25 protein-coding genes and 4 tRNA genes are annotated in these 25,534 nt (G+C 75.5%); 14 read left to right on the forward strand and 15 right to left on the reverse strand.

Annotation, left to right across the window (positions count from 1 at the left end; genetic code table 11):
- Positions 1-64 precede the first annotated feature (64 nt).
- Positions 65-1,450: an FAD-dependent oxidoreductase gene (locus tag FBY24_RS11995; protein WP_142160870.1), complete on the forward strand. Its 1,386-nt coding sequence runs from the start codon at positions 65-67 to the stop codon at positions 1,448-1,450.
- A gap of 49 nt (positions 1,451-1,499) precedes the next feature.
- On the opposite strand, the gene FBY24_RS12000 is transcribed toward FBY24_RS11995, so the two are convergent.
- The 3 genes from FBY24_RS12000 to FBY24_RS12010 are packed head-to-tail and all read right to left on the reverse strand — an operon-like array spanning position 1,500 to position 4,005.
- Positions 1,500-2,261 (reverse strand): amino acid ABC transporter ATP-binding protein, encoded by a 762-nt coding sequence (locus FBY24_RS12000; RefSeq protein ID WP_142160872.1) that lies wholly within the window; start codon positions 2,259-2,261, stop codon positions 1,500-1,502.
- Positions 2,258-3,166 (reverse strand): amino acid ABC transporter permease, encoded by a 909-nt coding sequence (locus tag FBY24_RS12005; protein WP_142160874.1) that lies wholly within the window; start codon positions 3,164-3,166, stop codon positions 2,258-2,260. Before FBY24_RS12005 ends, FBY24_RS12000 begins: the two co-directional genes overlap by 4 nt.
- Positions 3,163-4,005, reverse strand: coding sequence for an ABC transporter substrate-binding protein (locus FBY24_RS12010; protein WP_142160876.1), 843 nt, complete (start codon positions 4,003-4,005; stop codon positions 3,163-3,165). Before FBY24_RS12010 ends, FBY24_RS12005 begins: the two co-directional genes overlap by 4 nt.
- Positions 4,006-4,193: 188 nt before the next feature.
- On the opposite strand from FBY24_RS12010, the gene htpX reads away from it, so the two are divergent.
- Positions 4,194-5,069, forward strand: coding sequence for a zinc metalloprotease HtpX (htpX, locus tag FBY24_RS12015; protein ID WP_142160878.1), 876 nt, complete (start codon positions 4,194-4,196; stop codon positions 5,067-5,069).
- A gap of 22 nt (positions 5,070-5,091) precedes the next feature.
- On the opposite strand, the gene FBY24_RS12020 is transcribed toward htpX, so the two are convergent.
- Both FBY24_RS12020 and FBY24_RS12025 read right to left on the reverse strand, forming a co-directional pair.
- Entirely contained in the window at positions 5,092-5,877 is a 786-nt protein-coding gene (locus tag FBY24_RS12020) for a hypothetical protein (protein WP_142160880.1), read from the reverse strand.
- Positions 5,878-5,882: 5 nt separating this feature from the next.
- A complete protein-coding gene (locus FBY24_RS12025; protein ID WP_142160882.1) occupies positions 5,883-6,380 on the reverse strand; it encodes a YajQ family cyclic di-GMP-binding protein in 498 nt (165 codons plus the stop codon).
- Positions 6,381-6,580: 200 nt separating this feature from the next.
- Between FBY24_RS12025 and FBY24_RS12030 the strand changes: the two genes are divergently transcribed.
- Positions 6,581-6,662, forward strand: a tRNA-Tyr gene (locus FBY24_RS12030).
- Positions 6,663-6,777: 115 nt separating this feature from the next.
- On the opposite strand, the gene FBY24_RS12035 is transcribed toward FBY24_RS12030, so the two are convergent.
- The gene (locus FBY24_RS12035) at positions 6,778-7,275 is read right to left on the reverse strand and encodes a hypothetical protein (RefSeq protein ID WP_142160884.1); all 498 of its coding nucleotides are present in this window, start codon (positions 7,273-7,275) and stop codon (positions 6,778-6,780) included.
- 250 nt (positions 7,276-7,525) lie between these two features.
- On the opposite strand from FBY24_RS12035, the gene FBY24_RS12040 reads away from it, so the two are divergent.
- From FBY24_RS12040 to FBY24_RS12060, 5 genes are all read left to right on the forward strand, one after another.
- Positions 7,526-7,598 (forward strand) — tRNA-Thr (locus FBY24_RS12040).
- 57 nt (positions 7,599-7,655) lie between these two features.
- Positions 7,656-7,732 (forward strand) — tRNA-Met (locus FBY24_RS12045).
- Positions 7,733-7,841: 109 nt separating this feature from the next.
- Positions 7,842-8,012: a 50S ribosomal protein L33 gene (gene rpmG, locus FBY24_RS12050; RefSeq protein ID WP_089798398.1), complete on the forward strand. Its 171-nt coding sequence runs from the start codon at positions 7,842-7,844 to the stop codon at positions 8,010-8,012.
- A 23-nt stretch (positions 8,013-8,035) separates the two neighbouring features.
- Positions 8,036-8,488: a MaoC family dehydratase N-terminal domain-containing protein gene (locus FBY24_RS12055; RefSeq protein ID WP_142160886.1), complete on the forward strand. Its 453-nt coding sequence runs from the start codon at positions 8,036-8,038 to the stop codon at positions 8,486-8,488.
- Positions 8,485-8,910, forward strand: a complete 426-nt coding sequence (locus FBY24_RS12060; protein ID WP_142160888.1) for a MaoC/PaaZ C-terminal domain-containing protein — start codon at positions 8,485-8,487, stop codon at positions 8,908-8,910. Before FBY24_RS12055 ends, FBY24_RS12060 begins: the two co-directional genes overlap by 4 nt.
- A gap of 147 nt (positions 8,911-9,057) precedes the next feature.
- On the opposite strand, the gene FBY24_RS12065 is transcribed toward FBY24_RS12060, so the two are convergent.
- Positions 9,058-10,119: a LacI family DNA-binding transcriptional regulator gene (locus tag FBY24_RS12065; RefSeq protein ID WP_142163492.1), complete on the reverse strand. Its 1,062-nt coding sequence runs from the start codon at positions 10,117-10,119 to the stop codon at positions 9,058-9,060.
- Between the two features lie 201 nt (positions 10,120-10,320).
- Here FBY24_RS12065 and FBY24_RS12070 point away from each other — a divergent pair, with 201 nt between their 5' ends.
- From FBY24_RS12070 to FBY24_RS12085, 4 genes are all read left to right on the forward strand, one after another.
- The gene (locus tag FBY24_RS12070; RefSeq protein WP_255432372.1) at positions 10,321-11,760 is read left to right on the forward strand and encodes a sugar MFS transporter; all 1,440 of its coding nucleotides are present in this window, start codon (positions 10,321-10,323) and stop codon (positions 11,758-11,760) included.
- Positions 11,757-13,055, forward strand: a complete 1,299-nt coding sequence (locus FBY24_RS12075; protein WP_142160893.1) for an MFS transporter — start codon at positions 11,757-11,759, stop codon at positions 13,053-13,055. The genes FBY24_RS12070 and FBY24_RS12075 overlap by 4 nt, the downstream gene beginning before the upstream one ends.
- Positions 13,056-13,064: 9 nt before the next feature.
- A complete protein-coding gene (locus FBY24_RS12080; RefSeq protein ID WP_142160895.1) occupies positions 13,065-14,237 on the forward strand; it encodes a UDP-N-acetylmuramate dehydrogenase in 1,173 nt (390 codons plus the stop codon).
- Positions 14,238-14,488: 251 nt separating this feature from the next.
- Entirely contained in the window at positions 14,489-16,240 is a 1,752-nt protein-coding gene (locus FBY24_RS12085) for an alpha/beta hydrolase (protein ID WP_142160897.1), read from the forward strand.
- Positions 16,241-16,245: 5 nt separating this feature from the next.
- On the opposite strand, the gene FBY24_RS12090 is transcribed toward FBY24_RS12085, so the two are convergent.
- The 8 genes from FBY24_RS12090 to FBY24_RS12125 all read right to left on the reverse strand — a co-directional run bounded on the left by FBY24_RS12090 (position 16,246) and on the right by FBY24_RS12125 (position 24,762).
- Complete coding sequence (locus FBY24_RS12090) at positions 16,246-17,316, reverse strand: adenosine deaminase (RefSeq protein WP_142160899.1); 1,071 nt, start codon at positions 17,314-17,316, stop codon at positions 16,246-16,248.
- A 5-nt stretch (positions 17,317-17,321) separates the two neighbouring features.
- On the reverse strand, positions 17,322-18,035 hold the full coding sequence (locus tag FBY24_RS12095; RefSeq protein ID WP_140457331.1) for a response regulator transcription factor: 714 nt from the start codon (positions 18,033-18,035) through the stop codon (positions 17,322-17,324).
- On the reverse strand, positions 18,032-19,585 hold the full coding sequence (locus tag FBY24_RS12100) for a HAMP domain-containing sensor histidine kinase (RefSeq protein WP_142160901.1): 1,554 nt from the start codon (positions 19,583-19,585) through the stop codon (positions 18,032-18,034). The genes FBY24_RS12095 and FBY24_RS12100 overlap by 4 nt, the downstream gene beginning before the upstream one ends.
- Positions 19,586-19,630: 45 nt before the next feature.
- Positions 19,631-20,263, reverse strand: a complete 633-nt coding sequence (locus tag FBY24_RS12105) for a response regulator transcription factor (RefSeq protein ID WP_142160903.1) — start codon at positions 20,261-20,263, stop codon at positions 19,631-19,633.
- On the reverse strand, positions 20,260-21,528 hold the full coding sequence (locus tag FBY24_RS12110) for a sensor histidine kinase (protein WP_142160905.1): 1,269 nt from the start codon (positions 21,526-21,528) through the stop codon (positions 20,260-20,262). The genes FBY24_RS12105 and FBY24_RS12110 overlap by 4 nt, the downstream gene beginning before the upstream one ends.
- 88 nt (positions 21,529-21,616) lie before the next feature.
- Positions 21,617-22,495: an ABC transporter permease gene (locus FBY24_RS12115; protein WP_142160907.1), complete on the reverse strand. Its 879-nt coding sequence runs from the start codon at positions 22,493-22,495 to the stop codon at positions 21,617-21,619.
- Entirely contained in the window at positions 22,495-23,418 is a 924-nt protein-coding gene (locus tag FBY24_RS12120) for an ABC transporter ATP-binding protein (protein WP_142160909.1), read from the reverse strand. Before FBY24_RS12120 ends, FBY24_RS12115 begins: the two co-directional genes overlap by 1 nt.
- A gap of 108 nt (positions 23,419-23,526) precedes the next feature.
- A complete protein-coding gene (locus tag FBY24_RS12125; protein WP_142160911.1) occupies positions 23,527-24,762 on the reverse strand; it encodes a pyridoxal phosphate-dependent aminotransferase in 1,236 nt (411 codons plus the stop codon).
- 248 nt (positions 24,763-25,010) lie between these two features.
- Between FBY24_RS12125 and FBY24_RS12130 the strand changes: the two genes are divergently transcribed.
- Positions 25,011-25,083: transfer RNA gene (locus FBY24_RS12130), tRNA-Trp, on the forward strand.
- A 156-nt stretch (positions 25,084-25,239) separates the two neighbouring features.
- Positions 25,240-25,518, forward strand: a complete 279-nt coding sequence (secE, locus tag FBY24_RS12135) for a preprotein translocase subunit SecE (RefSeq protein ID WP_140457325.1) — start codon at positions 25,240-25,242, stop codon at positions 25,516-25,518.
- The last annotated feature ends 16 nt before the right edge of the window (positions 25,519-25,534 follow it).

A 25,534-nucleotide genomic window follows, 5' to 3' on the forward strand; every position in this document is an offset into this window, starting at 1 on the left:
CCGGACCGCTGCCCCAGCGGCCGTGCGCGCCCACCCGACCCGTGACCGGAAGGCATCTGGACCCGTGAGCACCCCGACCCTGCGCGTCGCCGTCGTCGGCGCCGGACCGGCCGGCATCTACGCGGCGGACATCCTCGCGAAGACCGACCTGGACGTCAGCATCGACCTCTTCGAGCGGCTGCCGGCGCCGTTCGGCCTCGTCCGCTACGGCGTGGCACCCGACCACCCGCGCATCAAGCAGATCATCGTGGCCCTGCACAAGGTCCTCGACCGCGGCGACATCCGCCTGCTGGCCAACGTCGACTACGGCACGGACCTCAAGCTGGACGACCTGCGCCAGTTCTACGACGCCGTGATCTTCTCGACGGGGTCCATCCGCGACGCCGCGCTGCCGATCCCGGGCATCGACCTCGACGGTTCCTACGGCGCCGCGGACTTCGTCTCCTGGTACGACGGGCACCCCGACGTGCCGCGCACCTGGCCGCTGCACGCGCAGCAGGTCGCCGTGCTCGGTGCGGGGAACGTGGCGCTCGACGTCGCCCGCATCCTGGCCAAGCACGCGGACGACCTCCTGCCCACGGAGGTCCCGGCCAACGTCTACGACCTGCTCAAGGCCAGCCCGGTGACCGACGTGCACGTGTTCGCGCGCCGCGGCCCGGCGCAGGCCAAGTTCTCCCCGCTCGAGCTGCGTGAGCTCGGGCACGTCCCGGACGTGGACGTGGTCGTCTACCCCGAGGACTTCGAGTTCGACGACGGCTCGATGGCCGCCATCCACTCGAGCAACCAGACCAAGCAGGTCGTCAAGACCCTCACGGACTGGACGCTCAAGGAGCCCGAGGACCTCACCGCCTCGCGCCGCATCCACCTGCACTTCCTGCACAAGCCCGTCGAGGTGCTCGGCGAGGACGGCAAGGTCGTGGGGCTGCGCACGGAGCGGACCGCGCTGAACGGCGACGGCAACGCCACGGGCACCGGGCAGACGCAGGACTGGCCCGTGCAGGCCGTGTACCGCGCGGTCGGCTACTTCGGCTCCCCGCTGGTCGACATCCCGTTCGACGACGTCGCCGGCGTCATCCCGAACCGTGAGGGCCGCGTCATCGACGTGGACGGCGAGCCGATCCCCGGCGTCTACGCCACCGGGTGGATCAAGCGCGGACCGGTCGGCCTGATCGGCCACACCAAGTCCGACGCGTCGGAGACGATCCGTCACCTCGGCGAGGACGTGGCCGAGGGCGGGACGGACTTCTACACGGCCGCGGAGCGCGACCCGCAGGCGGTCCTGGACTTCCTGCGCACGCGCGGTGCCGAGCCCGTCGAGTGGTCGGGCTGGCAGCTCCTCGACGCCTACGAGCGCGCGCTGGGCGAGCCGCACGGCCGCGAGCGCATCAAGCTGGTGCCGCGCGAGGACATGATCGCGGTGGCCCTGGGCCGCGAGCTCCCGCAGGCCTGACGCGCCCCGCAGAGCCCCGGACGTCACCGACGTCCGGGGCTCGTGCGCGTCAGGACGTGAAGCGCTGCAGGAACTCCCGGGTGCGCGGCTGCCGGGGGTCCGAGAACACCTGTGCCGCGGGCCCGCGCTCGTGCACGCGACCCTCGTGCAGGAAGCAGACCTCGTCGGCGACGTCCCGCGCGAACGCCATCTCGTGCGTCGCCAGCAGCATGGTCAGGCCGGTCTGCTTGAGCTCGCCGAGCAGGTCGAGGACCTCGCCCACGAGCTCGGGGTCCAGGGCGCTCGTCACCTCGTCGAGCAGCAGGACGGCGGGTCGTCCGAGCAGGGCGCGGGCGATCGCGACGCGCTGCTGCTGACCGCCGGAGAGCTCGTCGGGGAACGCCCGGGCCTTGCCGGCGAGCCCGACGCGCTCGAGGACCGCCATGGCCTGCTCCTCGGCCTGCGCACGGGACGTGCGGTGCACCAGCCGCGGGGCGAGGGTGACGTTGTCGAGCACGCGCAGGTGCGGGAAGAGGTTGTACGACTGGAACACCATGCCCATGCGGGCGCGCACGGCGTCGGCGTCGAGGCGCGGGTCGGTGATGTCCTGCCCCTCGAGCTCGATGACGCCGTCGTCGACGTCCTCGAGCAGGTCGATGCAGCGCAGCAGCGTCGACTTGCCCGACCCGGAGGCGCCGATGAGGACGACGACGCGGTGGGCGTGGACGTCGAGCGAGAGGTCGTCGAGGACGACGTGGTCGCCGAACGACTTGCGCACGCCGCGGACGCTCAGCAGCGGGGCGTCCGCGGCCCGGGGGTCCTCGGCGCTCACCGCATGGCCCCCGCGCCGGCGAGCCCGCTCTGGGCGCCGAGCCAGCCGGACCGCCGGGCCAGCACGTCCGTGACGCGGGCCAGCGGGATGGTGATGAGCACGAAGAGGACCCCCGCGACGACGTAGGGCGTGAAGTTGGCGTACTCCGCGGTGGCGATCTGGGCGGCGCGCACGGCGTCGATGGCCCCGAGGATCGAGATCAGCCCGGAGTCCTTGGAGAGCGAGACCAGGTCGTTCATCAGCGGTGGTACGACGCGCCGCACGGCCTGCGGCAGGACGACGTGCCGCATGGCCTGCCCCCGGGTCAGCCCCAGGGAACGTGCTGCGGCCACCTGCGAGGGGTGCACCGACTCGATGCCGGCCCGGAACACCTCGGCGACGTACGCCGAGTAGGTGAGCACGAGCGCGAGGCCGCCGAGGACGACGGCGTCGGTGGGGACGCCCTGCAGCCGCAGCCCGGGCAGCCCGAACCCGACGAGCAGCAGCACGAGGATGAGCGGCAGGCCGCGGAACACGTCGACGTACGCGGTCGCGAGCAGCCGCAGGGGCAGGAACGCGGGGCCGCGCACGGTGCGGGCGAGGGCCAGCGCGAGCGCGACGACGACGATCACGACGGCGCAGACGGCCATGACGCGCACGTTGAGCCACAGCCCCTCGAGCACCGCCGGCAGGGAGGCGAGCGCCACGTCGAGGTCGAAGAACGACGCCCGCACGCGCGGCCAGCCCGGGCTGGCCCGCACGCCGAGGACCGCCACCACGGCGAGGGTGACGGTCGAGAGCAGGGCGACCGCGGTCGACCGCCGTGCGCGGGTGCGCCGGTACGCGTCCCGCTCGCGCTGGCGCGCCGACGGGGTCCACGCGGACGGCGTGGACCCCGTCGCCGCGGGTCCGTCCGGGCTGCTCACTCGAGCACGGGCGCGCCGGCCGCGTCGGTGAGCCACTCCTCCTCGAGCGCGGCGAGCGTCCCGTCCTCGCGCAGGGCGTCGACGGCGGCGGTCACGGCGGGCGTGAGCGGCGAGCCCTGGTCGAGCACCAGGCCGAAGGTGTCGCCCCCGGCGCTGTCGGGCAGCTGGCCGAGCAGCACGCCGCCGTCGAGCTCCGCTGCGGTGATGTACAGCGCCGTCGGGAGGTCGACCACGACGGCGTCGACGAGCCCCGACGTCAGCGCCTGCTTGACCTGGTCGTTGTCGTTGAACGCGGAGACCGCGGTGGTCGGGTCGATCGCGTCCTGCGCGGCCGTCAGGCTCGTGGTGCCGACCATGGCGCCGATGCGGACCTCGGCGAGGTCGGCGAGGGAGGTCGCGCCCGCGGCGGGGGACCCTTCGAGCGTCACGACGGCCTGCGTGGTCTCGTAGTAGGGGGAGGAGAAGTCGAGGTTCTCGGCGCGCTCGGGGCTGATCGACACCTGGTTGACCGCGATGTCGAAGCTCTTGGCCCCGGGCGCGATGATCTGGTCGAAGCTCGCCTCGACCCAGGTCACGTCCTCGGCGGCGAAGCCGAGCTCGGCGGCCACGGCGTACGCGACGGCGGCCTCGAAGCCCTCGCCGGACGACGGGTCGTCGCCGACGACCCAGGGCTCGTACGCGGGGTTCGACGTCGCGACGGTCAGCACACCGTCCGTCAGCGTCGGCAGGGCGCCGTCGGTCGCCGTGTCGGCGGGGGCGGTGGCCTCGTCGACCGGGGCGCACGCCGCGAGCGCCAGGGCGGCGACGGCGGCCAGGGCGGTCAGGCGGGTGGTGCGCATGGGGTCTCCTCGTGGACGGCGGTGGGGACGGCGCCGGGGCGTCGTGGGGCACAGGATACGAGCGGCCGCCGGGCGGTGCGGGCGGCGTCCGGGGCGGACGCGGGGCGGGCGGGAACGCGCGTGCGCCGCGGGTCGTTCAGACGTCCGGAGAGCGGCCGCACGAGGTGGCCGGGGAGGACGGGCGAGCGATGGGTCACCGGCACCACAACGGCTTGAAGACGGCGGCGCTGTTCGGCGTGATGTGGGCCGTGCTGCTGGGCATCGGGTGGCTGCTCGGCGGGGGGTCGGCCCGGTTCCTGTGGATCTTCACGCTCATCGGCCTCGTGACCACGGCGTACAGCTACTGGAACTCCGACAAGATCGCGATCCGCGCCATGCGTGCCCGGCCCGTCAGCGAGCTCGAGCACCCCGCCATGCACCGGATCGTGCGCGAGCTGTCGACCGCGGCGCGCCAGCCGATGCCGCGGCTGTACGTCTCGCCGACGATGGCCCCGAACGCGTTCGCGACGGGCCGCAACCCGCAGAACGCGGCGGTCTGCTGCACGGAGGGCATCCTCGCGCTCCTCGACGAGCGCGAGCTGCGCGGCGTGCTGGGGCACGAGCTCATGCACGTCTACAACCGCGACATCCTCACCTCGTCGGTCGCGGCCGCGATCGCCGGCGTGATCACGTCGCTGGCCCAGTTCGCGCTGTTCTTCGGCGGCGGCGACCGGCGGGAGGGCGCGAACCCCCTGGCGGGCCTGCTGCTCGCGCTGCTCGCGCCCCTGGCCGCGACGATGATCCAGCTCGCGATCAGCCGCACCCGCGAGTACGACGCGGACGAGGACGGCGCGGCCCTGACGGGCGACCCCCTGGCCCTCGCGTCGGCGCTGCGCAAGCTCGAGCAGGGCACGCGCGCGCGGCCCCTGCCGCAGGAGCGCGAGCTCGTCGACGTCTCCCACCTGATGATCGCCAACCCGTTCCGCGGCGCGGGGGTGGGCCGCCTGTTCGCGACCCACCCGCCGATGGGCGACCGGATCGCCCGGCTCGAGGCGATGGCGGGGGGCCGAGCGACCCGGTACTGACCTCTGGTCCGCCCGCCGCGGCTCAGGCGCGGCGGTGCCGTCCCCGGCCGTCCGCGGCCATGTCCGCGAGCCGGGCGACGAGCATCACCCCGCCGGCCACGACGTTGCCGGGCCTGACCTCGCCGACGTCCCCGGGCAGGCACAGGTCGACCTCGCCGGGGGCGGTGCGCACGCGGGCCGCGACGAACTCCTGGCCGGTCAGGGCGACGCGTCGGCGGCTCGCGCGCAGCACGGTGCCGTGCAGCAGCGCGACCGGCGCCGGTGCGGTCCCGGGGGCGTCGGTGAAGAGCCCCGTCGGCACGAACGACTCGGGGCCGAACCGCACCGGGGCGCGCCCGTCGGCGCGCTCGGCCGCTCCGCCCAGCAGGCTGGCGGGGTCGCCGTCGAAGGCGCCGGCGTCGGCGTGCACCGTGACGTCGAAGCCGAGCGCCACGAGCGCCGCCGGACCCGCCCACGGCACGGCGTCGAGCAGGGCGCGCTGCTCGACGTGCACCGCGCAGCGCGTCAGCACGGACCCGGCCGTGTCCACGACGTCCGCGACGTGCACGTCCGCGGTGCCCGGACCGGCGGGCGTGAGGCCGGCGAGCAGCACGCCCGGTGTCCCGGCGAACGAGGGCACCACGTCGACGAGGGTGCCCTCGCGCAGCGCGAGGACGAGGCGGGCGCCCGAGCCGTCCTGCCAGCTGACCACGGACGTGCCGTCGCGCGTGCCCCAGGCCTGCGCGTGCGCCAGCCCGTGCTGCACGACGCGCTCGAGCCCCCGCCCGTCCTCGACGCCGAGCCCGAGGCAGGCCAGGTGGGAGGTCACCCCGCTCAGCGGTAGTTGACGAACTGCAGCGCCGCGTCGACGTCCGCACCCTTGAGCAGCGCGATGACGGCCTGCAGGTCGTCGCGGCTCTTGGCCGAGACGCGCAGCTCGTCGCCCTGGATCTGGGTCTTGACCCCCTTCGGGCCCTCGTCGCGCACGACCTTCGCGAGCTGCTTGGCGACCTCGCTGCTCAGTCCCTCCTTGATGGAGGCGGCGAGCCGGTGCTCCTTGCCCGAGGGCTTGGGCTCGCCGTCGCCGGTGTCCAGCGACTTCAGGGAGATGCCGCGCTTGATGAGCTTGGACTGGAACACGTCGAGGACGGCCAGCACGCGCTCGGCGGAGTTGGCGACCATGAGGATGCTCTCGCCGCTCCAGCTGATGGACGCGCCCACACCCTTGAAGTCGTAGCGCTGCGCGATCTCCTTCGACGCCTGGTTGAGCGCGTTGTCGACCTCCTGCCGGTCGACCTTGCTGACGACGTCGAACGAGGACTCGCTCGCCATGGGGTGCTCCTTGTCCCGGCGCCCTCGGGGCGCCGTCGTGCGGTCGGTGCGGCCGGTGCGGCCGGGCGGGAGTGCCGCGGCGTGCGACGCCCGCGCGACCGTGTGGCGCGCGGGGCCTCCCGGAGTTGCTATCCTTCCATCCGCACGTCGCCCACGTGCACCGGTCGTCCGCGGCCGGTGGCACCGGGTGCGCGCCCCTTGGCGGGTTACCCGAGTGGCCAAAGGGGGCTGACTGTAAATCAGCTGGCAACGCCTACGGGGGTTCGAATCCCTCACCCGCCACAGCCCGGACGGGGCGTCCTCGATCACGAGGGCGCCCCGTCCGTGTTCCGACGTCTTGCGTCGGTGCTGGGCGTCGGCGGGCCGGGTGTCCGGACTCGCGTCGGCCCGAGAGCGGTCAGTCGCAGGTCCACGGCCCGGACGTCAGCGACACCGTCGTCCCCGCGAAGCGGGTGTCGAACACGCCGGCGTCCTCCGCGGACGCGAAGGCCACGCCGACGGCCGTCGGGTCGTCGATCCCGGTGACGCCGCCGAGGACCTCGCCGGTGCCCTCCTGGCACGCGGGGTCCAGCGGTGCCGCGTCGGCGTACCCCGCGGTGCGCAGCTCGGCCACGGCGGCGTCGACGGCCGCCTGGTCACCGTCCTCGGCGACCGCGGTCCACACGACCCACACGTCGCCCTCGGCGGTCGCGGGGTCCACGGCGGCCGGCCAGTCCTGCGTCGAGGGGTCGACGCCCGCCTCCGCCTCGTCGTCGCCGCCCGTGCAGCCGGTCACGGCGAGGGCGAGGGCGAGCGCGAGTCCGACGGCCCGGCCGGACGTGCGGGCGGCGGTGCGGACGGGGGGTCGAAGGGAGGTGCCGGGTGTGGTCGCGACGGGGCGGGGGAGGGAGCGCATGCGCGGGATCGTGGCACGGCCGTGGGCCCGGGGGCGACGAACCGAAAGGTTTAGGCAGCGCCCGCCGGGCGCCCGTGGAGGGGTGGGGGGTCACGGTGCGGGCGCGTGCTGCCGGCGTCCCGGTCCGCCCGGGCGTCGTCGTGGACGACGCGTACGTCGGGCTCGACGGAGCCTCGTCCGGGCCTGTCGTGGCCCCCTCGTGGACTCGATTTCGCCAGCGCCCGTCGGCGCGTGTACTCTGTTCCGCGCTGCCCCGATAGCTCAGTCGGCAGAGCGTCTCCATGGTAAGGAGAAGGTCAAGGGTTCGATTCCCTTTCGGGGCTCTGTGGTGTGTCACGGGCCGGTCGCGTCACCGCGGCCGGCCCGGGCGCAGCCGCTGTGGCGGGATAGCTCAGGTGGTTAGAGCACACGGCTCATAATCGTGGTGTCGCGGGTTCGAATCCCGCTCCCGCTACCACGCCCGCCGGCCGGGTTCGGCCGGTGGTTTCCCTGCACGAGCGTGTGTCGGCCGGCGCGCGCGACGAGATGAACGCAGCCCCCGCGGGGCGCGAGAGGTGGGCACGAACATGGCCAGCAAGAGCGCGGACGTCCGCCCGAAGATCACGCTCGCCTGCACGGAGTGCAAGGAGCGGAACTACATCACGAAGAAGAACCGTCGGAACACCCCCGACCGGCTCGAGATGAAGAAGTACTGCCCGCGGGACAACAAGCACACGGTGCACCGCGAGACCCGCTGACCGCGGCTCTCCGGCAGCCTGACGTGACGGTCGACACCTCTTTCGCCGGTCGGGTCTACCCCGCCGGCGACGTCTACGAGGTCTCGCGCGAGAAGATCCGCGAGTTCGCCGAGGCGACGGGCGCCACGCACCCTGCGCACACCGACGTCGCGGCGTCCCGGAACCTCGGGCACCGCGACGTCGTCGCACCACCGACCTTCCTGGTCGCGCTCGCCCAGCGGTCCGAGGCGCAGTACGTCGACGACCCGGCCGCCGGCATCGACTTCAGCCGTGTCGTGCACGCCGACGAGCGCTTCACGCTGCACCGCCCCGTCGTCGCGGGGGACAGGCTGCGGCCCACCCTCCACGTGGACGGTGTCGCGATCCGTGGCGGCCTCGCGATGGTGACGACGCGGGTCGAGGTCGCCGACGAGGACGGCTCGGCGGTCGCCACCGTCGTCTCGACGCTCGCGGTCCGGCCGGAGGGGGACGCATGACCCGCCCGGTGCTCGCCGACCTCGTCGTCGGCCAGGAGGTCGCCCGCGGCACCGTCGCCGTCGACCGTGCCCGCCTGGTGCGCTACGCCGGGGCGAGCGGCGACTTCAACCCGATCCACTGGAACGACCGGTTCGCCACCGCGGTGGGCCTGCCCGGTGTCATCGCGCAGGGCATGTGGACGATGGGCGCTGCGGTCTCCGTCGTCGTCGACTGGCTCGGCGACCCCGGGGCCGTCGTCGACTACCAGACGCGCTTCACGCGCCCCGTGCCGGTGCCCGACCCCGGCGAGGCCGTCGTGCAGGTCGTGGCGGCGGTCGGCGCGGTCGACGCGGAAGCCGGGACGGCTCGCATCGACCTGACGGTCACGCTCGACGGCGCGCGCGTGCTCGGCAAGTCCCAGGCGGTCGTCCGCCTCGCCTGAGGCCCGCACGCCCGAGGACCGCATGCGTGAGGTCCGCGCGGCAGCGCTGAGGTCGGCAGGCGCCGGCCCTGAGGCTGCGCGGCAGTCCCCGCGCGAGCATGCCGTCCACCTGCTCCGAGGGCGTGACCCGCATTCGGGCGAGAGCCGTCAGGCCGGTGCGGGCCCCGTGGTCGTCCCGAGGCGCAGGACCACCGGCAGCTCGGTGTCGGCGGGTCGCCCGCCCGCGATGATCTGCGCCACGGCGTGGCCCACGGTCTCCCCCTTGCGCGCGAGCGGCTGCTCGACGGTCGTGAGCACGTCCGGGGCGAGCCACGGCAGGTCGAGACCGTCGAAGCCCGCCACCGAGACGTCCTCGGGGACCCGCAGGCCGAGCTCGCGCGCGGCCAGGACGACGCCCGAGGCGAGCAGGTCCGACTGGCAGACGACGGCGGTGGGGCGGTCGGGCGCGGACAGCAGCGCCCGACCGGCCGTCGCGCCGTGCTCGACGAGCGAGGCGGGGGTCTCCCACACGACCGTCGGCTCGACGCCCGTGTCACGGACGCCCGCCAGGCGGCGGCGGGTGATCTCCCACGCCGGCGCGCGCAGCCGTGCGGCGTCGGCGGGGCCCTCGGCGCGGTCGCGGTCGAACGGCAGCGTCACGGTCGCGATCCGGCGGTGCCCGAGCCCGACCAGGTGCTGCGTGACCTGCGCCATGCCGCCGCGGTCGTCGATGCCGACGACCGTCACGTCGGGCTGCGGGGTGCCCTCGAGCAGGACCGCGGGCACGCCGCGGCGGCGCAGCGCGGCCAGCACGGGGTCGTCGCTGGTGCCGCCCCACAGGAGCACGGCCACGTCCATGGCCGCGGACTCCACCAGGGGGTCGACCGGCGGCTCCGACGGGTCGCTGGGGCCGGCGATGAGCAGGACGCCGAGGTCGAGCGGGGCGAGCGTCCCGACCAGGCCGTCGAGCATCTGCACGGCCACGGGGTCGCGGAACGCACGCTTGAGCGAGTCGCCGACCACGACGCCGACGATCCCGGAGCGCCCGCGGCGCAGCTGGCGCCCCAGCGGGTTGGGGCCGGAGTAGCCGAGGGTGCTCGCGGCCTCGAGGACCCGGGTGCGGGTGGCGGCGGCGATGGGGCCGGCGCCGGAGAAGGCCAGGGACGCGGTGGACACCGAGACGCCCGCGGCGGAGGCGACGTCGGCGAGCGTCGGTCGCTGGGTCGACAGGTCGGCCACCTCCGGGTGGGTGCCGGTCCGGCCGGCGGGTCGGGTGATTGACGCGGTCGCCAGCGTACCCGCAGAATGGCAGCCGACCTCAAAACGATTCGACCGTCTGCGCCACGCCAGGCTCGAATCGATTCGATAGCCGCCTCGTCGGCCCAGCCACACCTCGCGACGCGCCTGCGGGCACGTCGCGCCGGAGCGCCCGTGAACCGCCCTGCCCCCGCCCCGTCGTCCGTCACGCGCGCCCGCGTGCTGCTGGTCGGGCTCTTCGCGCTCGCCGGGCTCGCGTTCTCCAGCTGGCTCGCCCGAGTCCCGACGGTGCGCGACCAGCTGGGCCTGTCCACGGCAGACCTGGGAGTCCTCCTGCTGGTCGGCTCCGTCGGGTCGCTCCTGACGGTCACGGTGGCGGGCGGCGTGCTGCAGCGCCACGGCACCCGCCGCGTGCTGCTCGCGTCCACGGCGCTGCTCGCCACCGCGCTCGTCCTGCTCGGCGTCGCCCCGGGCGCGGGCTCGCGGGCGCTCCTCGCCGCCGGGATCTTCGTCAACGGCGTGGCCGTCGCGCTCGGCAACGTCGCGATCAACGTCGAGTCCGGACGCGTCGAGCGTGCGGTCGGCCGGACGGTCATCCCGCAGTTCCACGCCGCGTTCTCCGTGGGTGCCGTCGCGGGCTCCGGGCTCGGGGCCCTGGCGTCCGCGCTGGGCGTGCCCGTCGTCGTCCAGCTGCCCGCCACGGCCGTCCTCGTGGTCGTGTGGCGCCTGGCCTCGCTGCGCGACGTCGTGCTGCCCGCCACCCCGGCGGAGCGGGCCGCGCGAGCCGGGACGGGCACCCCGGCCCCGGACGGCCCGCCCCGCGCGCGACGCGGGGGAGGGGCGCTGCGTGCGTGGCGCGAGCCCCGGACGCTCGGCGTCGGCGTGGTCGTCCTCGCCGCCGCCCTGTCGGAGGGGTCGGCCAACAACTGGCTCGCCCTGGCCGTCGTCGACGGCTTCGCGAGCCCCGAGCACGTCGGGGGCGCGGTCCTCGGGCTGTTCGTCGCCGCGATGACCGTGGTGCGGCTGCTCGGCACCCGGCTCCTCGACCGGTGGGGCCGTGTCGGCGTCCTGCGCGCCTCCGGGGTGCTGTCGGTCCTCGGCCTGGCCACCTTCGGGCTCGCCCCGACGCTCCCGCTCGCCGTGGTCGGTGTGGCGCTCTGGGGCGCGGGTGCCGCGCTCGCGGTGCCCGTCGGCATGGCCGCGGCGTCCGACGACCCCGTCCGCGCGGCGGGTCGGGTGGCCGTGGTCTCGGCGTTCGCGTCGGTCGCCTCGCTCGCCGCGCCCCCCGTGCTCGGTCTCGCGGCCGAGCACGTCGGTGCCCGGCACGCCCTGCTGCTCGTGCTGGTGGCCATGCTGGTGAGCGTGCTGGTCGCCCCCGTCGTCCGACCCCGCCCGCCCGTCGCGGTGCCTGGCGTCACCCCGCGCGTGACCGGTGGCCTCCCGGCGGACGCGCCCGGCACCGCTCCGGGCGCCGCCGTCGACGTGGTGCGCCCCGACGCGCCCGGCGCCCGCCGCCACGACGGCGGCCCGCGCCGCGGACGCCCGGCGCCCGGGCGGCCCGCCCTGCCTCGCACCCCCCGCCCCCGTCGCACCCCCCGAGGAGCCGACCGATGACCGGACCGTCGCCCGAGGGCGCGCGCACGGCCGTACCCGCCCCGACGCGCGAGGTCCGCCTCGCGTCCGTCGCCGTCTTCACCGTCTTCGCCCTGGCGGGGCTCAACTTCGCCAGCTGGGCCGCGCGGCTGCCGGCGGTCCGCGACGGCCTGGGGCTCACGCCCGAGCAGATGGGCGTGCTGCTCCTGGTCGGCGCGTTCGGCTCGCTCGCCGCCCTGCCGCTGTCCGGCCTCGTCGTGGAGCGCCTCGGCGCCGCACGCACGGTGCTCGTCTTCGCGCTGCTCAACGCGGCCGGGCTGGCGACCGCCTCGGCCGGCGTCGCGGCCGGGCAGGTCGTCGTCGTGGGCCTGGGCCTCGTCCTGGCCGGGGTCGGCACCGGGGTGTGGGACGCCGCCATGAACCTCGAGGGCGCCGTCGTCGAGCAGCGCCTCGGCCGCACGGTCATGCCGCGCTACCACGCGGGCTTCTCCTTCGGGACGATGGCGGCGGCCGGCCTGGCGGCCCTCGCCGCCTGGCTGCGCGTGCCGGTCTGGTGGCACGTGCCCGGCGTCCTGCTGCTCAGCTCGGTCGTCGTCGTCCTCGCCGTCCGGGTGTTCCTGGCCGGACCGGGGGAGGAGGCGCACGGCGCCACCGACCCCCACGGCGACGCGCACGGGCACGGCGGGGCCCGCGGGGCCGCCCGCGCCTGGGTCGAGCCGCGCACGCTGCTCATCGGCCTCGTCGTTCTCGCCGCCGCCCTCACGGAAGGGGCTGCGAACGACTGGCTGGGCCTGGCGGTCGTCGACGAGTTCGACGTCGACGACGCCGTCGGTGCGGTCGCGTTCGGGCTCTTCGTCACCGCCATGACCGGCATGCGCATCCTCGGCACGCGGCTGCTGGACCGGTTCGGGCGTGTCGCCGTCCTGCGCCTGTGCGCGGGGCTCGCCGCCGTCGGCCTCCTCGTCTTCGGCACGGCCGGCAGCCTGTGGCTCGCCATGCTGGGCGTCGTGGCCTGGGGGCTGGGTGCCGCGCTCGGCTTCCCCGTCGGCATGAGCGCCGCCGCCGACGACCCGCTGCGTGCGGCACCGCGCGTCGCGGTCGTCTCGACGATCGGCTACTCGGCGTTCCTCGCCGGCCCGCCGCTGCTCGGGCTGCTCGCCGAGCACGTCGGCTACCGCGACGCGCTCCTGGCGATCCTCGTCCCCGTCGTGCTGGGCCTGCTCGTCACGAGCGCGGCAGCGCCCCTGCGCGCGGCAGGGCCGGTCGCCGCGGACGACCCCCTGCCCGCCGACGCCCGGTCGCCCGAGCCCCGTTAGCCTGACGCCGTGGAGCCCGACACCTGCGCACTTCCCGGCCCGGCCCCCGAGGCGCGGTCCGCCGCCGTCCCGACGCACCCCGGCACGCCGACGCTCGCCGACCTGACGACCCTGCGCGTCGGCGGCCCGGTCGGCCGCTACGTCGAGGCGACCACGGAGGCCGAGCTCGTCGAGACGGTCCGGTCCGCGGACGCGGCCGGCGAGCCGGTGCTCGTGCTCGGCGGCGGCTCCAACGTGCTGGCCGCCGACGCAGGGTTCGCCGGGGTGGTCGTGCGCGACGTGCGCGGCGGCGTGCAGGTGCCCGACGCGTCGGCGTGCGCGGGCGTCACCCTCACCGTCCCGGCGGGCACGGTCTGGGACGATGTCGTCGCCTACGCCGTCGAGCACGAGCTCGTCGGCGTCGAGGCGCTGTCCGGCATCCCCGGCTCCACGGGCGCGACGCCCGTGCAGAACGTCGGCGCCTACGGCCAGGAGGTGGCCGAGACGATCGCGCAGGTGCGGGTCTGGGACCGCGGCGCCGGGCGGGTGCGGACCCTCGCGTGGGTGAACCTGGCGTTCGGGTACCGCACGTCCCTGCTGAAGCGGTCGATGCGCGAGACGTCCACCGCGGACCCCCGTGCCCCGTGGGCGCCCACTCCCCGGTACGTCGTGCTCGACGTCACGTTCCAGCTGCGCCCCGGCTCGCTCTCGGCACCCGTGGCGTACCCCGAGCTCGCGCGCACCCTCGGCGTGGCGGTCGGCGAGCGGGCCCCGCTGGCCGAGGTCCGGGCCGCGGTCCTCGCGCTGCGCGCACGCAAGGGCATGGTGCTCGACGCGGACGACCACGACACGTGGAGCGCCGGGTCGTTCTTCACGAACCCCGTGCTGACGGCCGCGGCCGCCGAGCACCTGCCCGCCGACGCGCCCCGGTGGGCGCTGCCCGACGGCGGGGTCAAGACGAGCGCCGCGTGGCTCATCGAGCACGCCGGCTTCGGCCGCGGCCACGGCGCGCCCGGCCCGGCCGCGCTCTCGTCCCGGCACACCCTCGCGCTGACCAACCGGGGCGGGGCGCGCGCGGCCGACCTGCTGGCCCTCGCGGGGCAGGTCCGCGACGGCGTGCTCGACCGGTTCGGCGTCGCGCTCGAGCCCGAGCCGGTGCTCGTCGGTGCCGCCCTGCCGGCCGTGCCCGCCACGGCCGGCTGACGGCCCGCGCGGACGGCCGCGCACCCTAGCAGCAGGTCCGGGGGCGCACCTCCCCCCTGCGGGCGGTCCCCGGGTCCACCCGCAGGCCGTTGCCCCGGCCGGTGGGAGCCGCGAGCGTGGGGGTGTCCCGCCCGCCCGCGTCCGCACCGACGCGTGCGGCCGGGCGGGCACCGCACCGCAGCAGGGGGAAGCACGTGAACCATCGACCTCGATCCCGCCGGGCACTCGTCGCGGGAGCTCTCGCGACGACCATGCTCCTGTCAGGGGTCGCCACCGCGGCCGCGGCGTCGGCCGCCCCGGCCGCCGCACGCACCGACCGCACCAGCGCCGCGGAGGCCCGCCGGGTCGATCGCGTCCCCGCACCCGACCCGCAGTGGTTCGACTGCACGAGCGTGTTCGGCGCGACCGCGGACTGCGGCACCGTCGCGCTGCCGCTCGACTACGACAAGCCGCGCGGTGCGACCACCGAGGTCGCGCTGCTGCGGGTGCGGGCCACCGACCCGGCCCGCAAGATCGGCACCCTGTTCGTCAACCCCGGCGGCCCCGGCGGCTCGGGCGTCCTCATGGCCGCTGCGGCGGAGGAGTTCCTCACCGAGGACGTGCGGGCCCGGTTCGACGTCGTCGGCATCGACCCCCGCGGGACGAACTTCAGCACCAACGTGGCGTGCTTCCGCAACGCCGGCGAGCAGGCCGCCGCCTACGGCGGGCTGTCCGTCCCGTTCCCGACCTCGCCCGCCGAGGAGGACGCGTACGTCACGTCGTCCGAGGCCCTCGGCCGGGCCTGCGCGACGACGGGGACGCCGCTGAGCGCCTCGATGTCGACCGCCGAGGTCGCCCGCGACATGGACGTCGTGCGGCGCGTCGTCGGCGACCAGAGGCTCACGTACCTCGGCTTCTCCTACGGCAGCTACCTCGGGGCCGTGTACGCCAACATGTTCCCCGACCGCGTGCGCGCGGTCACCGTCGACGGTGTGCTCGACCCCGTCGCGTGGGCGGGGACGCGCGCCACGGCGAACGTCCCGCAGACCCAGCGCCTGCGCTCCGGCGAGGCGGCGTGGGCGTCGCTGCAGGAGATCCTCGACCGGTGCGAGGAGGCCGGCCCCGAGCGGTGCGAGCTCGCCGCGCTCGGGGAGCCGCACGCGCTCTTCGACGAGATCGTCGCCGACATCAAGGCCGAGCCCGTGCCGGTGGTCGACCCCGAGACCGGTGAGGACTACGGGACCATCACCTACGCGACGCTCGTGTCGTTCCTGCTGAGCGACATGTACGCGCCCGACGGCTGGGCGTGGGTCGCCGCCGACCTCGCCTACGTGCGCACGCTCCAGCACCCCGAGGAGGTCGCCGAGGACGCCCGTGACGCCGCGTCGGCCGGCCTGGCCGCCCGCGTCCAGCGGGCCAAGGAGCAGCAGGAGCAGGCCGCGGCCACCACGGCGAAGCAGCGCGAGGCCCTGGGCTTCGCGTTCCCCTACGACAACTCGCTCGAGGCGTTCACGGGCGTGCTGTGCACCGACGGGCTCAACCCCGCCCGCGCCGACCGGTGGCGCGCCGCGGGCGCGCGGGCCGATGCGGACGCGCCCGGCTTCGGACCGCTGTGGACGTGGGCGTCGGCACCCTGCGCGTCGCGCACGTGGACGGCGCAGGACGAGGACGCGTTCCGCGGCCCGTTCACCGCACGCACCGCCGCACCCGTGCTCGTCGTCGGCAACTACTGGGACCCGGCCACGTCGTACGAGGGCGCCGTCGCGCTCGCGGACCGCATGCCCCGGGCCCGGCTGCTGTCGTCCGACAGCTGGGGGCACACCGCGTACGGCACGTCCGCGTGCGTGACGGGCGCGGTCGACCGGTACCTGCTCACGGGCAAGGTCCCGGCGGAGGGCACGGTCTGCACGGGTGACCTGCAGCCGTTCCCGGCCGGGGACGACTCCTCGCGCCGGCCGTCGTCGGCGACGACGTCGCTGCCGCCCGTCGTGCCGCCGCTGCCGGGAGCCGCACCGCGGTCCTGACGTGCTCAGGCCGCCCCGGGCCCCGCGCCCGGGGCGGCCGGGCCGCGCCGCTCGGCCGGGTCGTCGGCTAGCCACGCGTCCACCCCCGCGAGCAGCCGGGCACGCGTGGTCGCCGAGGCCCGGCTCGCCCGCACGGACGCCCGGGCCAGGTCCGCCAGGGCGCGGTCGTCCAGGCCGTGCACCTCGCGCGCGGCGACGTACTGGTCGAGCAGGCGCGAGCGGAACAGCAGGGGGTCGTCGGCACCGAGCGCCACCGTGGCCCCCGCGTCGACCAGCGCCCGCAGCGGCACGTCCGCGGCCGTCGCGTACACCCCGAGGGAGACGTTCGACGCGGGGCAGACCTCGAGCGCGACACCGTCCTCGACGACCCGGGCCAGCACGTGCGGGTCCTCCGCGGACCGCACGCCGTGCCCGAGCCGCTCGGGGTGCAGGTGGTCGAGCACCTCCGCGACGTGCGCGGGGCCGAGGAGCTCGCCGCCGTGCGGCACCCGGGCCAGCCCGGCCCGGTGCGCGATCTCGAACGCGGGCCCGAACTGCTCGGTGTCGCCGCGCCGCTCGTCGTTCGACAGGCCGAACCCGACGACCTGGCCGGGGCCGTCCCCGGCGTGCCGCGCCGCCAGCCGCGCCAGCGTCCGCGCGTCCAGGGGGTGCCGCATCCGCGACGCCGCCACGACGACCGCGACCTCGACGCCCGTCGCGTCGCTGGCCCGGCGGGCCTCGTCGAGGACGATCTCCAGCGCCGGCGTCAGGCCCCCGACGAACGGCGCGTACGACGTCGGGTCCACCTGGATCTCGAGCCGCCGCGACCCCTCGGCCGCGTCGTCGGCGGCCGCCTCGGCGACGATGCGCCGCATGTCGTCCTCGCCGCGCACGCACGCCCGCGCCGCGTCGTACAGGCGCTGGAAGCGGAACCAGCCGCGCTCCCCGGCGGGCACCCGCAGCGGGTCGGCGTCGAGCAGGACGTGCGGCAGCCGGATGCCGTGCCGCTGGGCCAGGTCCGCGAGCGTCGACACCCGCATCGACCCCGTGAAGTGCAGGTGCAGGTGCGCCTTCGGGAGCAGGGCCAGGTCGCGCACGCCGGTCAGTGTGCCAGCCGGGCCGGTGCGGCGGTGCCCGCCCGCGCGTCGGGCGACGTGTCGACCATCCGGTACCCCACGCCGCGGATCGTGTCGAAGTGCTCCGCGCCGAGCTTGCGGCGCAGGTACCGCACGTACACGTCGACGACGTTGGACCCGGGGTCGAAGTCGAAGCCCCACACGTCGGCCAGCAGCCGCTCGCGCGTGAGGACCTCGCCGGGGTTGCGCATGAACATCTCCGCGAGCGCGAACTCCCGCGCGGACAGGTCGACCTCCCGCTCGTCGACCCGCATGCGCCGCGTGCGCAGGTCGAGCGCGAGGCGCCCGAACGAGAGCACGTGCCCCCGCGCCACCGGTGCCTGGGTGCGCAGCCGCAGCCGGATCCGGGCGAGCAGCTCCTCGAACCGGAACGGCTTGGCCATGTAGTCGTCCGCGCCGGACTCCAGCCCCGTGACCGTGTCGGTGACGGACGAGCGGGCCGTCAGCACGACCACGGGCAGGTCGTACCCCTCGGCGCGCAGCATCCGCAGCACGTCGAACCCGTCCATGTCGCCCAGCCCGAGGTCCAGCACGAGCAGGTCGACGCCGCCGACCTCGACGCGCTCGAGCGCGGCCTCGCCGGTCGGGACGCACGTCGTCTCGTAGCCGTGGGCGCGCAGCCCCTTGGAGACGAAGGCGGCGATCCGCTCCTCGTCCTCGGCGATGAGGATGTGGGTCATCGGTGGTGCTCCAGGAGGTCGGTGTCGAGGGCGGGGTCACCGTCGACGAGCCCGACGGCGGGCAGGTCGAGGACGAACACGACCCCCGTGCCGGCACCCGGCGGCGGGTGCTCGAGGAACACCCGCCCCCCGTGCGCGGACGCGATGGCGGCGACGATGGGCAGCCCGAGGCCCGCGCCGTGCTGCTTGCGGTCGGCCTGGCCCCGGTGGAACCGCTCGAAGATACGCGCCTCCTCGCCGGGCGGGACACCCGGTCCCTCGTCGCGGACCCACAGCAGCAGGCGACCGTCCCACACCTCGCTGCCCAGGCGCACGGTCGACCACGGGTCGGAGTACCGCACGGCGTTGGCCAGGAGCTGCAGCCACGCCTGGGTGATGCGCTGGGCGTCGACCAGCGCGGTGACGTCGGCGCGGGACACGACGACGAAGCGGCGCTCGCCGAGCGCACGGGCCTTCTCCAGAACCTCGTCGGTGAGGCGGCCCACGTCGCAGGGCGCCGGCTTGACGAAGTCCGGCCGGTCGGCCGTGGCGAGGGTCACGAGGTCGTCGACGAGCCGTTGCATGCGGTCGACCTCGTCGAGCACGAGCTGCTGGGTGGTCCGCACGTCGTCCGCGTCGTGGGGGTCGACGAGCTCGAGGTGCCCGCGCACGATCGTCAGCGGCGTGCGCAGCTCGTGCCCGACGTCGTCGGCGAGCTCCCGCTGCGAGCCGAACGCGCGCTGCAGGCGGTCGAGCATGGCGTTGACGGTGCGCGCCAGGTCCGCGAGGTCGTCGCTGCCGTGCACCTCGATCCGCTCGGACAGGTCGGACTCCGTGATGCGGCGCGCCGTGTCGCGCAGCAGCCGCACCGGGCGCAGCATCCGTCCCACCACGAACCAGGCGACGACCGTCATGACCCCGAGCGCCATGAGGCCCACGCCCGCGTAGGTGACGAAGATCCGCCGCACCGCCGCGACCTGTGCGCTGCGGTCGAACGCGACGACGAGCTGCCCGTGCACGTCCGGCTGGGCCGGCACGGTGACGGGGAGCGCGACGAGCCGGTACTCCGTCGTGCCGGTCCGTACCGTGCGGGGCTCGTCAGCACGCGGGTCGAGCGGGTCCAGCGCCTGCACGGCGGCGATCAGCTCGGTGTCCAGGTCGATCCGCAGCGGCTCCGTCACGTCCGACGCGCGCACGTGCAGCGCACCGTCGACCAACGACACGACGCCCTCGTGCTCACCCGGCACGCGGTTCTGCACGGCCGTCGCCAGCAGGGTGTGGACGCTCGACCACGGCTCGCGCGACTCGTCGTCGCCCGCCGGGCGGCCGCGCTCCAGGTCGTGCAGCGCCGCCGCCGCCCGCTCCAGCGACTCGTCGATCGCCCGGTCCGTCGACCGCAGCTGCAGCGCCAGGCCCGTGGCCGCGGACACCGCGAGCGTCGTCGCGGTCAGCGCCACCACCGCGGCCATCAGCCGGCCCCGCACGGTCGAGCGGGACCGGGGGACGACGACGGGCACCGGGGCCGTCTCGGCGCCGGTCGCGGACCCCTGCCCGCTGCGCGTTCGCCCCATGGGGGCACAGTATGGGCACCCGCGCCGCCCGGGGTGAAGACGGGCTCAGGCCCCGGGCAGGATCCCGCGCTCGATCGCGACCGTCACGGCCCGTGTCCGGTCGTCCACGCCCAGCTTGGCGAAGGCCCGCAGCAGGTGCGTCTTGACCGTCGCCTCCGTGATGAACAGCTCGCGCCCGACCGCCGCGTTCGACAGCCCCCGCGCGACCCCGGCGAGGACCTCGCGCTCGCGGGGGGAGAGACGCTCGCCGCCGTCGCCGCGGACCTGCTGGACCAGGCGCAGCGCGACGGACGGCGACAGGGCCGACTCCCCGCGCGCCGCGGCCCGCACGCCTGCCACCAGCTGGTCGCGGGGGGTGTCCTTGAGCAGGTACCCGGTCGCCCCGGCCTCCACGGCCCGCAAGATGTCGGTGTCGGTCTCGTAGGTCGTCAGCACCAGGACGCGGACACCGGGCACGTCGCGCACGACCCGTGCGGTCGCGTCGGCGCCGTCCGTGCGGGGCATCCGCAGGTCCATCAGCACCAGGTCGGGCCGCAGGCTCACCGCGAGGGCGACGGCCTCCTCCCCGTCGGCGGCCTCGCCGACGACCTCGAGGTCGGGCTCGAGCGCGAGCAGCCCCGCCAGGCCGGAGCGGACGACGGGGTGGTCGTCCGCGATGAGCACGCGGATCGCTGTCATGACGTCTCCTCGACGGCCGTGCCGGTCCCGGGGCCCGCCCCCGGGGCGGAGCCCGGGACGAGCGCCTCGGTCGGCAGCTGCAGCAGCACCTGCGTGCCGCGCCCGGGCCCGGGCGCGACGTCGAGCGTGCCCCCCGACGCCCCGGCCCGTGCGCGCATGCCTCGCAGCCCGTTCCCCTCCGCCGCGTCGGCCGGCAGCCCGCGGCCGTCGTCGACCACCTCCAGGCGGACGCCGTCGGCGTCCCGGCGCAGCCGGAGCACGACCGTGCTCGCCTCGGCGTGCTTGCGCACGTTGGCGAGGGCCTCCTGCGCCGCGCGCAGCAGCACCACCTGGGCCTCGCGCCCGATCCCGGCGTCGTCGACCTCGACGTCGACGTGCACGCCCGTCTCGTCCCCGAAGCGGCGCCCCAGGCGCACCAGGGCGTCGGCGAGGCCGCCCGCCGCCAGGTCGGGCGGCGCGAAGGCCGCCACCAGCGCCCGCGCCTCGGCCAGGTTGTCGCGCGCCACCTGCTCCATCTGCCCCACGCGTCGCCGCGCCTGCTCCGTGCGGCCGTGCTCGATCTCCGCCGACGCGGCCTGCGCCAGCATCACCACCGACGTGAACCCCTGGGCGAGCGTGTCGTGGATCTCCCCGGCCAGCCGGGCCCGCTCGGCGAGCACCCCCGAGGCGTGGTGGGAGCTCGCGAGCTCGTCCTGCGCGGCCCGCAGCTCCTCGAGCAGGTACGCCCGCTCCTCGCTCTGCTCGGCGACCTGCGTGATCCACAGGCCCAGCACGATCGCGAACACGAGCGCCACGCCGAACTGCGCGCCGATCTCCGCGGTCGCCTGCAGGTCCGTGCCGAGGCGGGTCGCGGCCGCCGCGACGATCCCCACGGTGAGCACCGTGCTCCACGCGACGCCCGCCCACCGGTGCCGGCTGAAGAACCAGATGTGCGAGAACGCCACGAACAGCAGGACGCTGCCGATGCCGCCCATCGCGACCTGGACGACGACGACGGTGACGAGCAGCACCAGGTAGGCGTCGGCGAGGCGCGGGTCGCCCCGGACGGCGCCGCGGCGTCCCACCAGCACGTACGCCAGGCCGAGCACGACCAACGCCCCGAGCGCCACGGCCTTGCGGGCGGGCGGCATCGTGTCGACCAGCACCGCTACGGCGTACACCGCGAGCATCGCGACCAGCACGAGGTCCCACATCCGCAGCGTGCGCAGCCAGAACCCGTGCCGGTCGACGCCGCTGACGGGCACCGGGGGGCCGGGCGCGCTCATGGCCCGACCCTCTCACGGGCCGCCCCACGGCACGCGCCCGCCCCGCCCGACCCCCGGGTCCGGGCGGGGCGGGCCCCGACGTGCCGTGTCACCCGTCGTCCCGGCGTCGCCACCGGAACGTGCGCACGCCCACGACGAGTGCCACGACGAGCCACGCGGCCAGCACCGCGGCGGTCGCCCCGTGCTGCCACGACCCCGACGGCTCCAGCACCACCGCCTCGTCGGGCAGGAACACCGACCGCATGCCCTGCGCCATCCACTTCAGCGGGAACACCGACGCCAGCTGCTGCATCCACGACGGGAGCTGGTCGAACTGGAAGAACACGCCCGAGACGAACTGCAGCACCAGCACGACCGGGATCACCACGGCGCTGGAGCTGCGCCCCGAGCGCGGCACGGACGAGAACGCGACCCCGCACAGGGCCCCCGCCGCCGTCCCCAGGACGAACACCCACGCGAACGTCCACCACCGGCCCGGCTCGTCCGGCAGCGGCACGTCGAACGCCAGCGCCGCCACCGCCAGGAGCAGCGCGTTCTGCACCACGCTCGTCACGAGCACCTGGCCGGTCTTGCCCAGGAAGTACGCGGCAGCGGGCAGCGGCGTCGCCCGCAGCCGCTTGAGGCCACCCTCGTCGCGCTCCACCGAGATCGCGATCGCGAGGTTCTGGAAGCTCGACAGCATGACGCCCGTCGCGACCATCCCGGGCAGGAAGTACTGCGGGAACGTCACGCCCGACCCGGGCAGCACCTCGGTGTCGGCGCCGAACACGGTCGCGAAGATCGCGAGCATGAGGATCGGGTACGCGAACACGAACACCACGGCGTCGCGCTCGCGGAAGAACGACCGGACCTCGTAGACCGACCGGCTCAGCCCGAGCCGCAGCAGGCCCGGCAGGCGGCCGGTGCGCGGGACCCCGGGGGCCGGGGCGGCGGGCGTCGTGGTCGTGCTGGTCTCGACGGTGCTCATCACGCGGCCTCCTCCGTGCCGGTGCCGCTGCTCGCGGCGTTGCTCGTCCCGGCGGCGGTCGCCGCCTCCCCGATCAGGGACAGGTACACGTCCTCCAGCGTCGGTCGCAGCACCTGCAGGCCGGGGACCTCGCCCGTCTGCGCGCCGACGGTGGCCGCGAGGCGGGCCACGAGCGCCGTGGGGGAGTCGGTGCTCTCCTCGTGCCCGACCCCGTCCACCGTCCACCGCACCCGCGCGTGCCGTCCGGCGCGCCCGCCGATCTCGGCCGGCGTGCCCTCCGCGACGACGCGTCCCTGCGCGACGACGACGACGCGGTCCGCGAGGCGCTCGGCCTCGTCGAGGTAGTGCGTCGTCAGCAGGATCGTCGTGCCGCCGGCGCGCAGCCCCTCGACGAGCTCCCAGAACTCCAGGCGCGCCTCGGGGTCGAAGCCCGTGGTGGGCTCGTCGAGGAACAGCAGCTCGGGGTCGCCGACGACGCCGAGCGCCACGTCGAGGCGGCGCCGCTGCCCGCCGGACAGCTGGCGGGCGCGCGTGCCGACCTTCTCCCGCAGCCCGACCGCGTCGATGACGTCCTCGGGGTCGCGCGGCGTCGGGTAGAAGCCGGCGAAGTGGTGCACCAGCTCGCGCACCGTGGCCTCGGCGAGGTCGTCGTTGGTCTGCAGGACCACGCCGATGCGCGAGCGCCACGCGCGCCCGGCCGTGGCGGGGTCCTCGCCGAGCACGCGCACGTGCCCCGCGTCGGCGCGGCGGAAGCCCTCCAGGGTCTCCACCGTGGTCGTCTTGCCGGCGCCGTTGGGTCCCAGCACGGCGACGATCTCGCCCCGCTCGACCTGCAGGTCCAGCCCGTCGACGGCGCGCTTGGCGCCGTACCTCTTGTGCAGCCCGCGCACCTGCACCGCGGGTCCGTCCGCTCGTCCGGTCATGGCACGAGCCTGCTCGCCGGCCCGACGGTGGCGCGACGGCCCGACGACGGGCACCCGTGTCCACCGACCGGTGGACACGGGTGCGGGCGCGTGCCCGCTGCCGGTCTGCTACCGCGCGCCGGCCAGCAGCGCCTGGATCCGCGAGACGCCCTCGACGAGGTCGTCGTCGCCGAGCGCGTACGACAGGCGCAGGTACCCCGACGGACCGAACGCCTCGCCGGGCACGACGGCGACCTCGGCCTGCTCGAGGATCAGGGTGGCCAGGTCGGCGGAGCTGCGGACCGTCGTCCCGCGGATCGTGCGGCCGAGCAGGCCCTCGACCGACGGGTAGGCGTAGAAGGCGCCCTGCGGCGCGGGGCACACGACGCCGTCGATCGCGGACAGCATCTCGACCATCGTGCGTCGGCGCCGGTCGAACGCCGTGCGCATCGCGTCGACGGCGGACAGGTCGCCCGTCAGCGCCGCGAGCGCCGCGCGCTGGGAGACGTTCGCGACGTTGGAGGTCAGGTGCGACTGCAGGTTCGTCGCGGCCTTGATCACGTCGGCGGGGCCGGTCATCCAGCCCACGCGCCACCCCGTCATCGCGTACGTCTTGGCCACGCCGTTGAGCACGATCGTGGTGTCGGCGAGCTCGGGGACGACCCGCAGCACGGGGGTGAACACGGCGTCGTCGTAGGTCAGGTGCTCGTAGATCTCGTCGGTGACGACCCAGATGCCGTGCTCGAGGGCCCAGCGGCCGATCTGCTCGGTCTGCTCGGGGGAGTAGACCGCGCCCGTCGGGTTCGAGGGGGAGTTGAACAGCAGCACCTTGGTGCGCGGCGTCCGCGCGGCCTCGAGCTGCTCGACGGTGACGAGGTAGCCCTGGTCGACGCCGGCGAACACCTCGACCGGCACGGCGCCGGCCAGCCGGACCGCCTCGGGGTAGGTCGTCCAGTACGGCGCGGGCAGCAGGACCTCGTCGCCCGGGTCGAGGACGGCCGCGAACGCCTGGTAGACCGCCTGCTTGCCGCCGTTGGTGACCAGCACGTCGGCGGGGCGGACCTCGTAGCCGGAGTCCCGCAGGGTCTTGGCGGCGACGGCCTCCCGCAGCGCGGGCAGCCCCGCCGCGGGCGTGTACCGGTGGTTCGCCGGGTCCTGGCACGCGGCCACGGCGGCGTCGACCACGTACTGCGGCGTGGGGAAGTCGGGCTCGCCGGCGCCGAAGCCGATGACGGGCCGGCCGGCGGCCTTGAGCGCCTTGGCCTTGGCGTCGACCGCGAGCGTCGCCGACTCGGCGATCGCGGCCAGGCGCGCCGAGACGCGCGGGCGGGAGGACGTCGTCGTCGAGGTGCTCTGCTCGCTCACGGAGCCATCCTCGCACCGGCGGCCCCGCGCGGCGCCAGGGCTCTCGGCGGGTGGGCACGGCGCGTCGTACGAGGGCTCCCCGACGGTGGTTCGACCCAGCCGTGACCGTCGCGTACAGTGGGACCCCGGCGGTTGACGTCCGCCATGATGAGCCACGCCCCCGCACGGGTGCTGCCGCCCCTTCGGGAGCGGTGGTGCAGATCGCCGTGACGCGAGGCCGTTCATCGTGGATGATGTCGGTCCACCGAAGGGCAGTGGCGCAATTGGTAGCGCAGCGGTCTCCAAAACCGCAGGTTGCAGGTTCGAGTCCTGTCTGCCCTGCGCACGCGGACCGGTCCGGTCCATCGAGCTTCTCGACGGGCCGGACCGGCTCGTGAGCAGGACCGCCGGACGGTCCGGCGCGTCGCGTCGGTTCGTCCGTGCGTCCCGGGCACCTGCCGGTGCCCGTCGCCAGCACACACGAACGAGGGGCACGACGTGAGCGATACCGCTGCCGCCGCTGCGTCCGACGCCGAGGGTTCGGCGCCGCGCGCGAGCGGGTCCGCACCCCGGCGCCAGGAGCGCCGCGGCCTGTTCGCCCGGATCGCGCTCTTCGTCCGTCAGGTCGTCGCCGAGCTCAAGAAGGTCGTGCGCCCGACGCGGCAGGAGCTGCTGACGTACACGGGTGTCGTCCTGGTCTTCGTCGCCGTCGTGATGGCGTTCGTGACGCTGGTCGACCTGGGCGTCGGCCAGCTCGCCTTCCTCGTCTTCGGGTGAGGCCCGCCGGCGGAGC

Source organism: Cellulomonas sp. SLBN-39, from assembly GCF_006715865.1.
Lineage (GTDB): Bacteria > Actinomycetota > Actinomycetes > Actinomycetales > Cellulomonadaceae > Cellulomonas.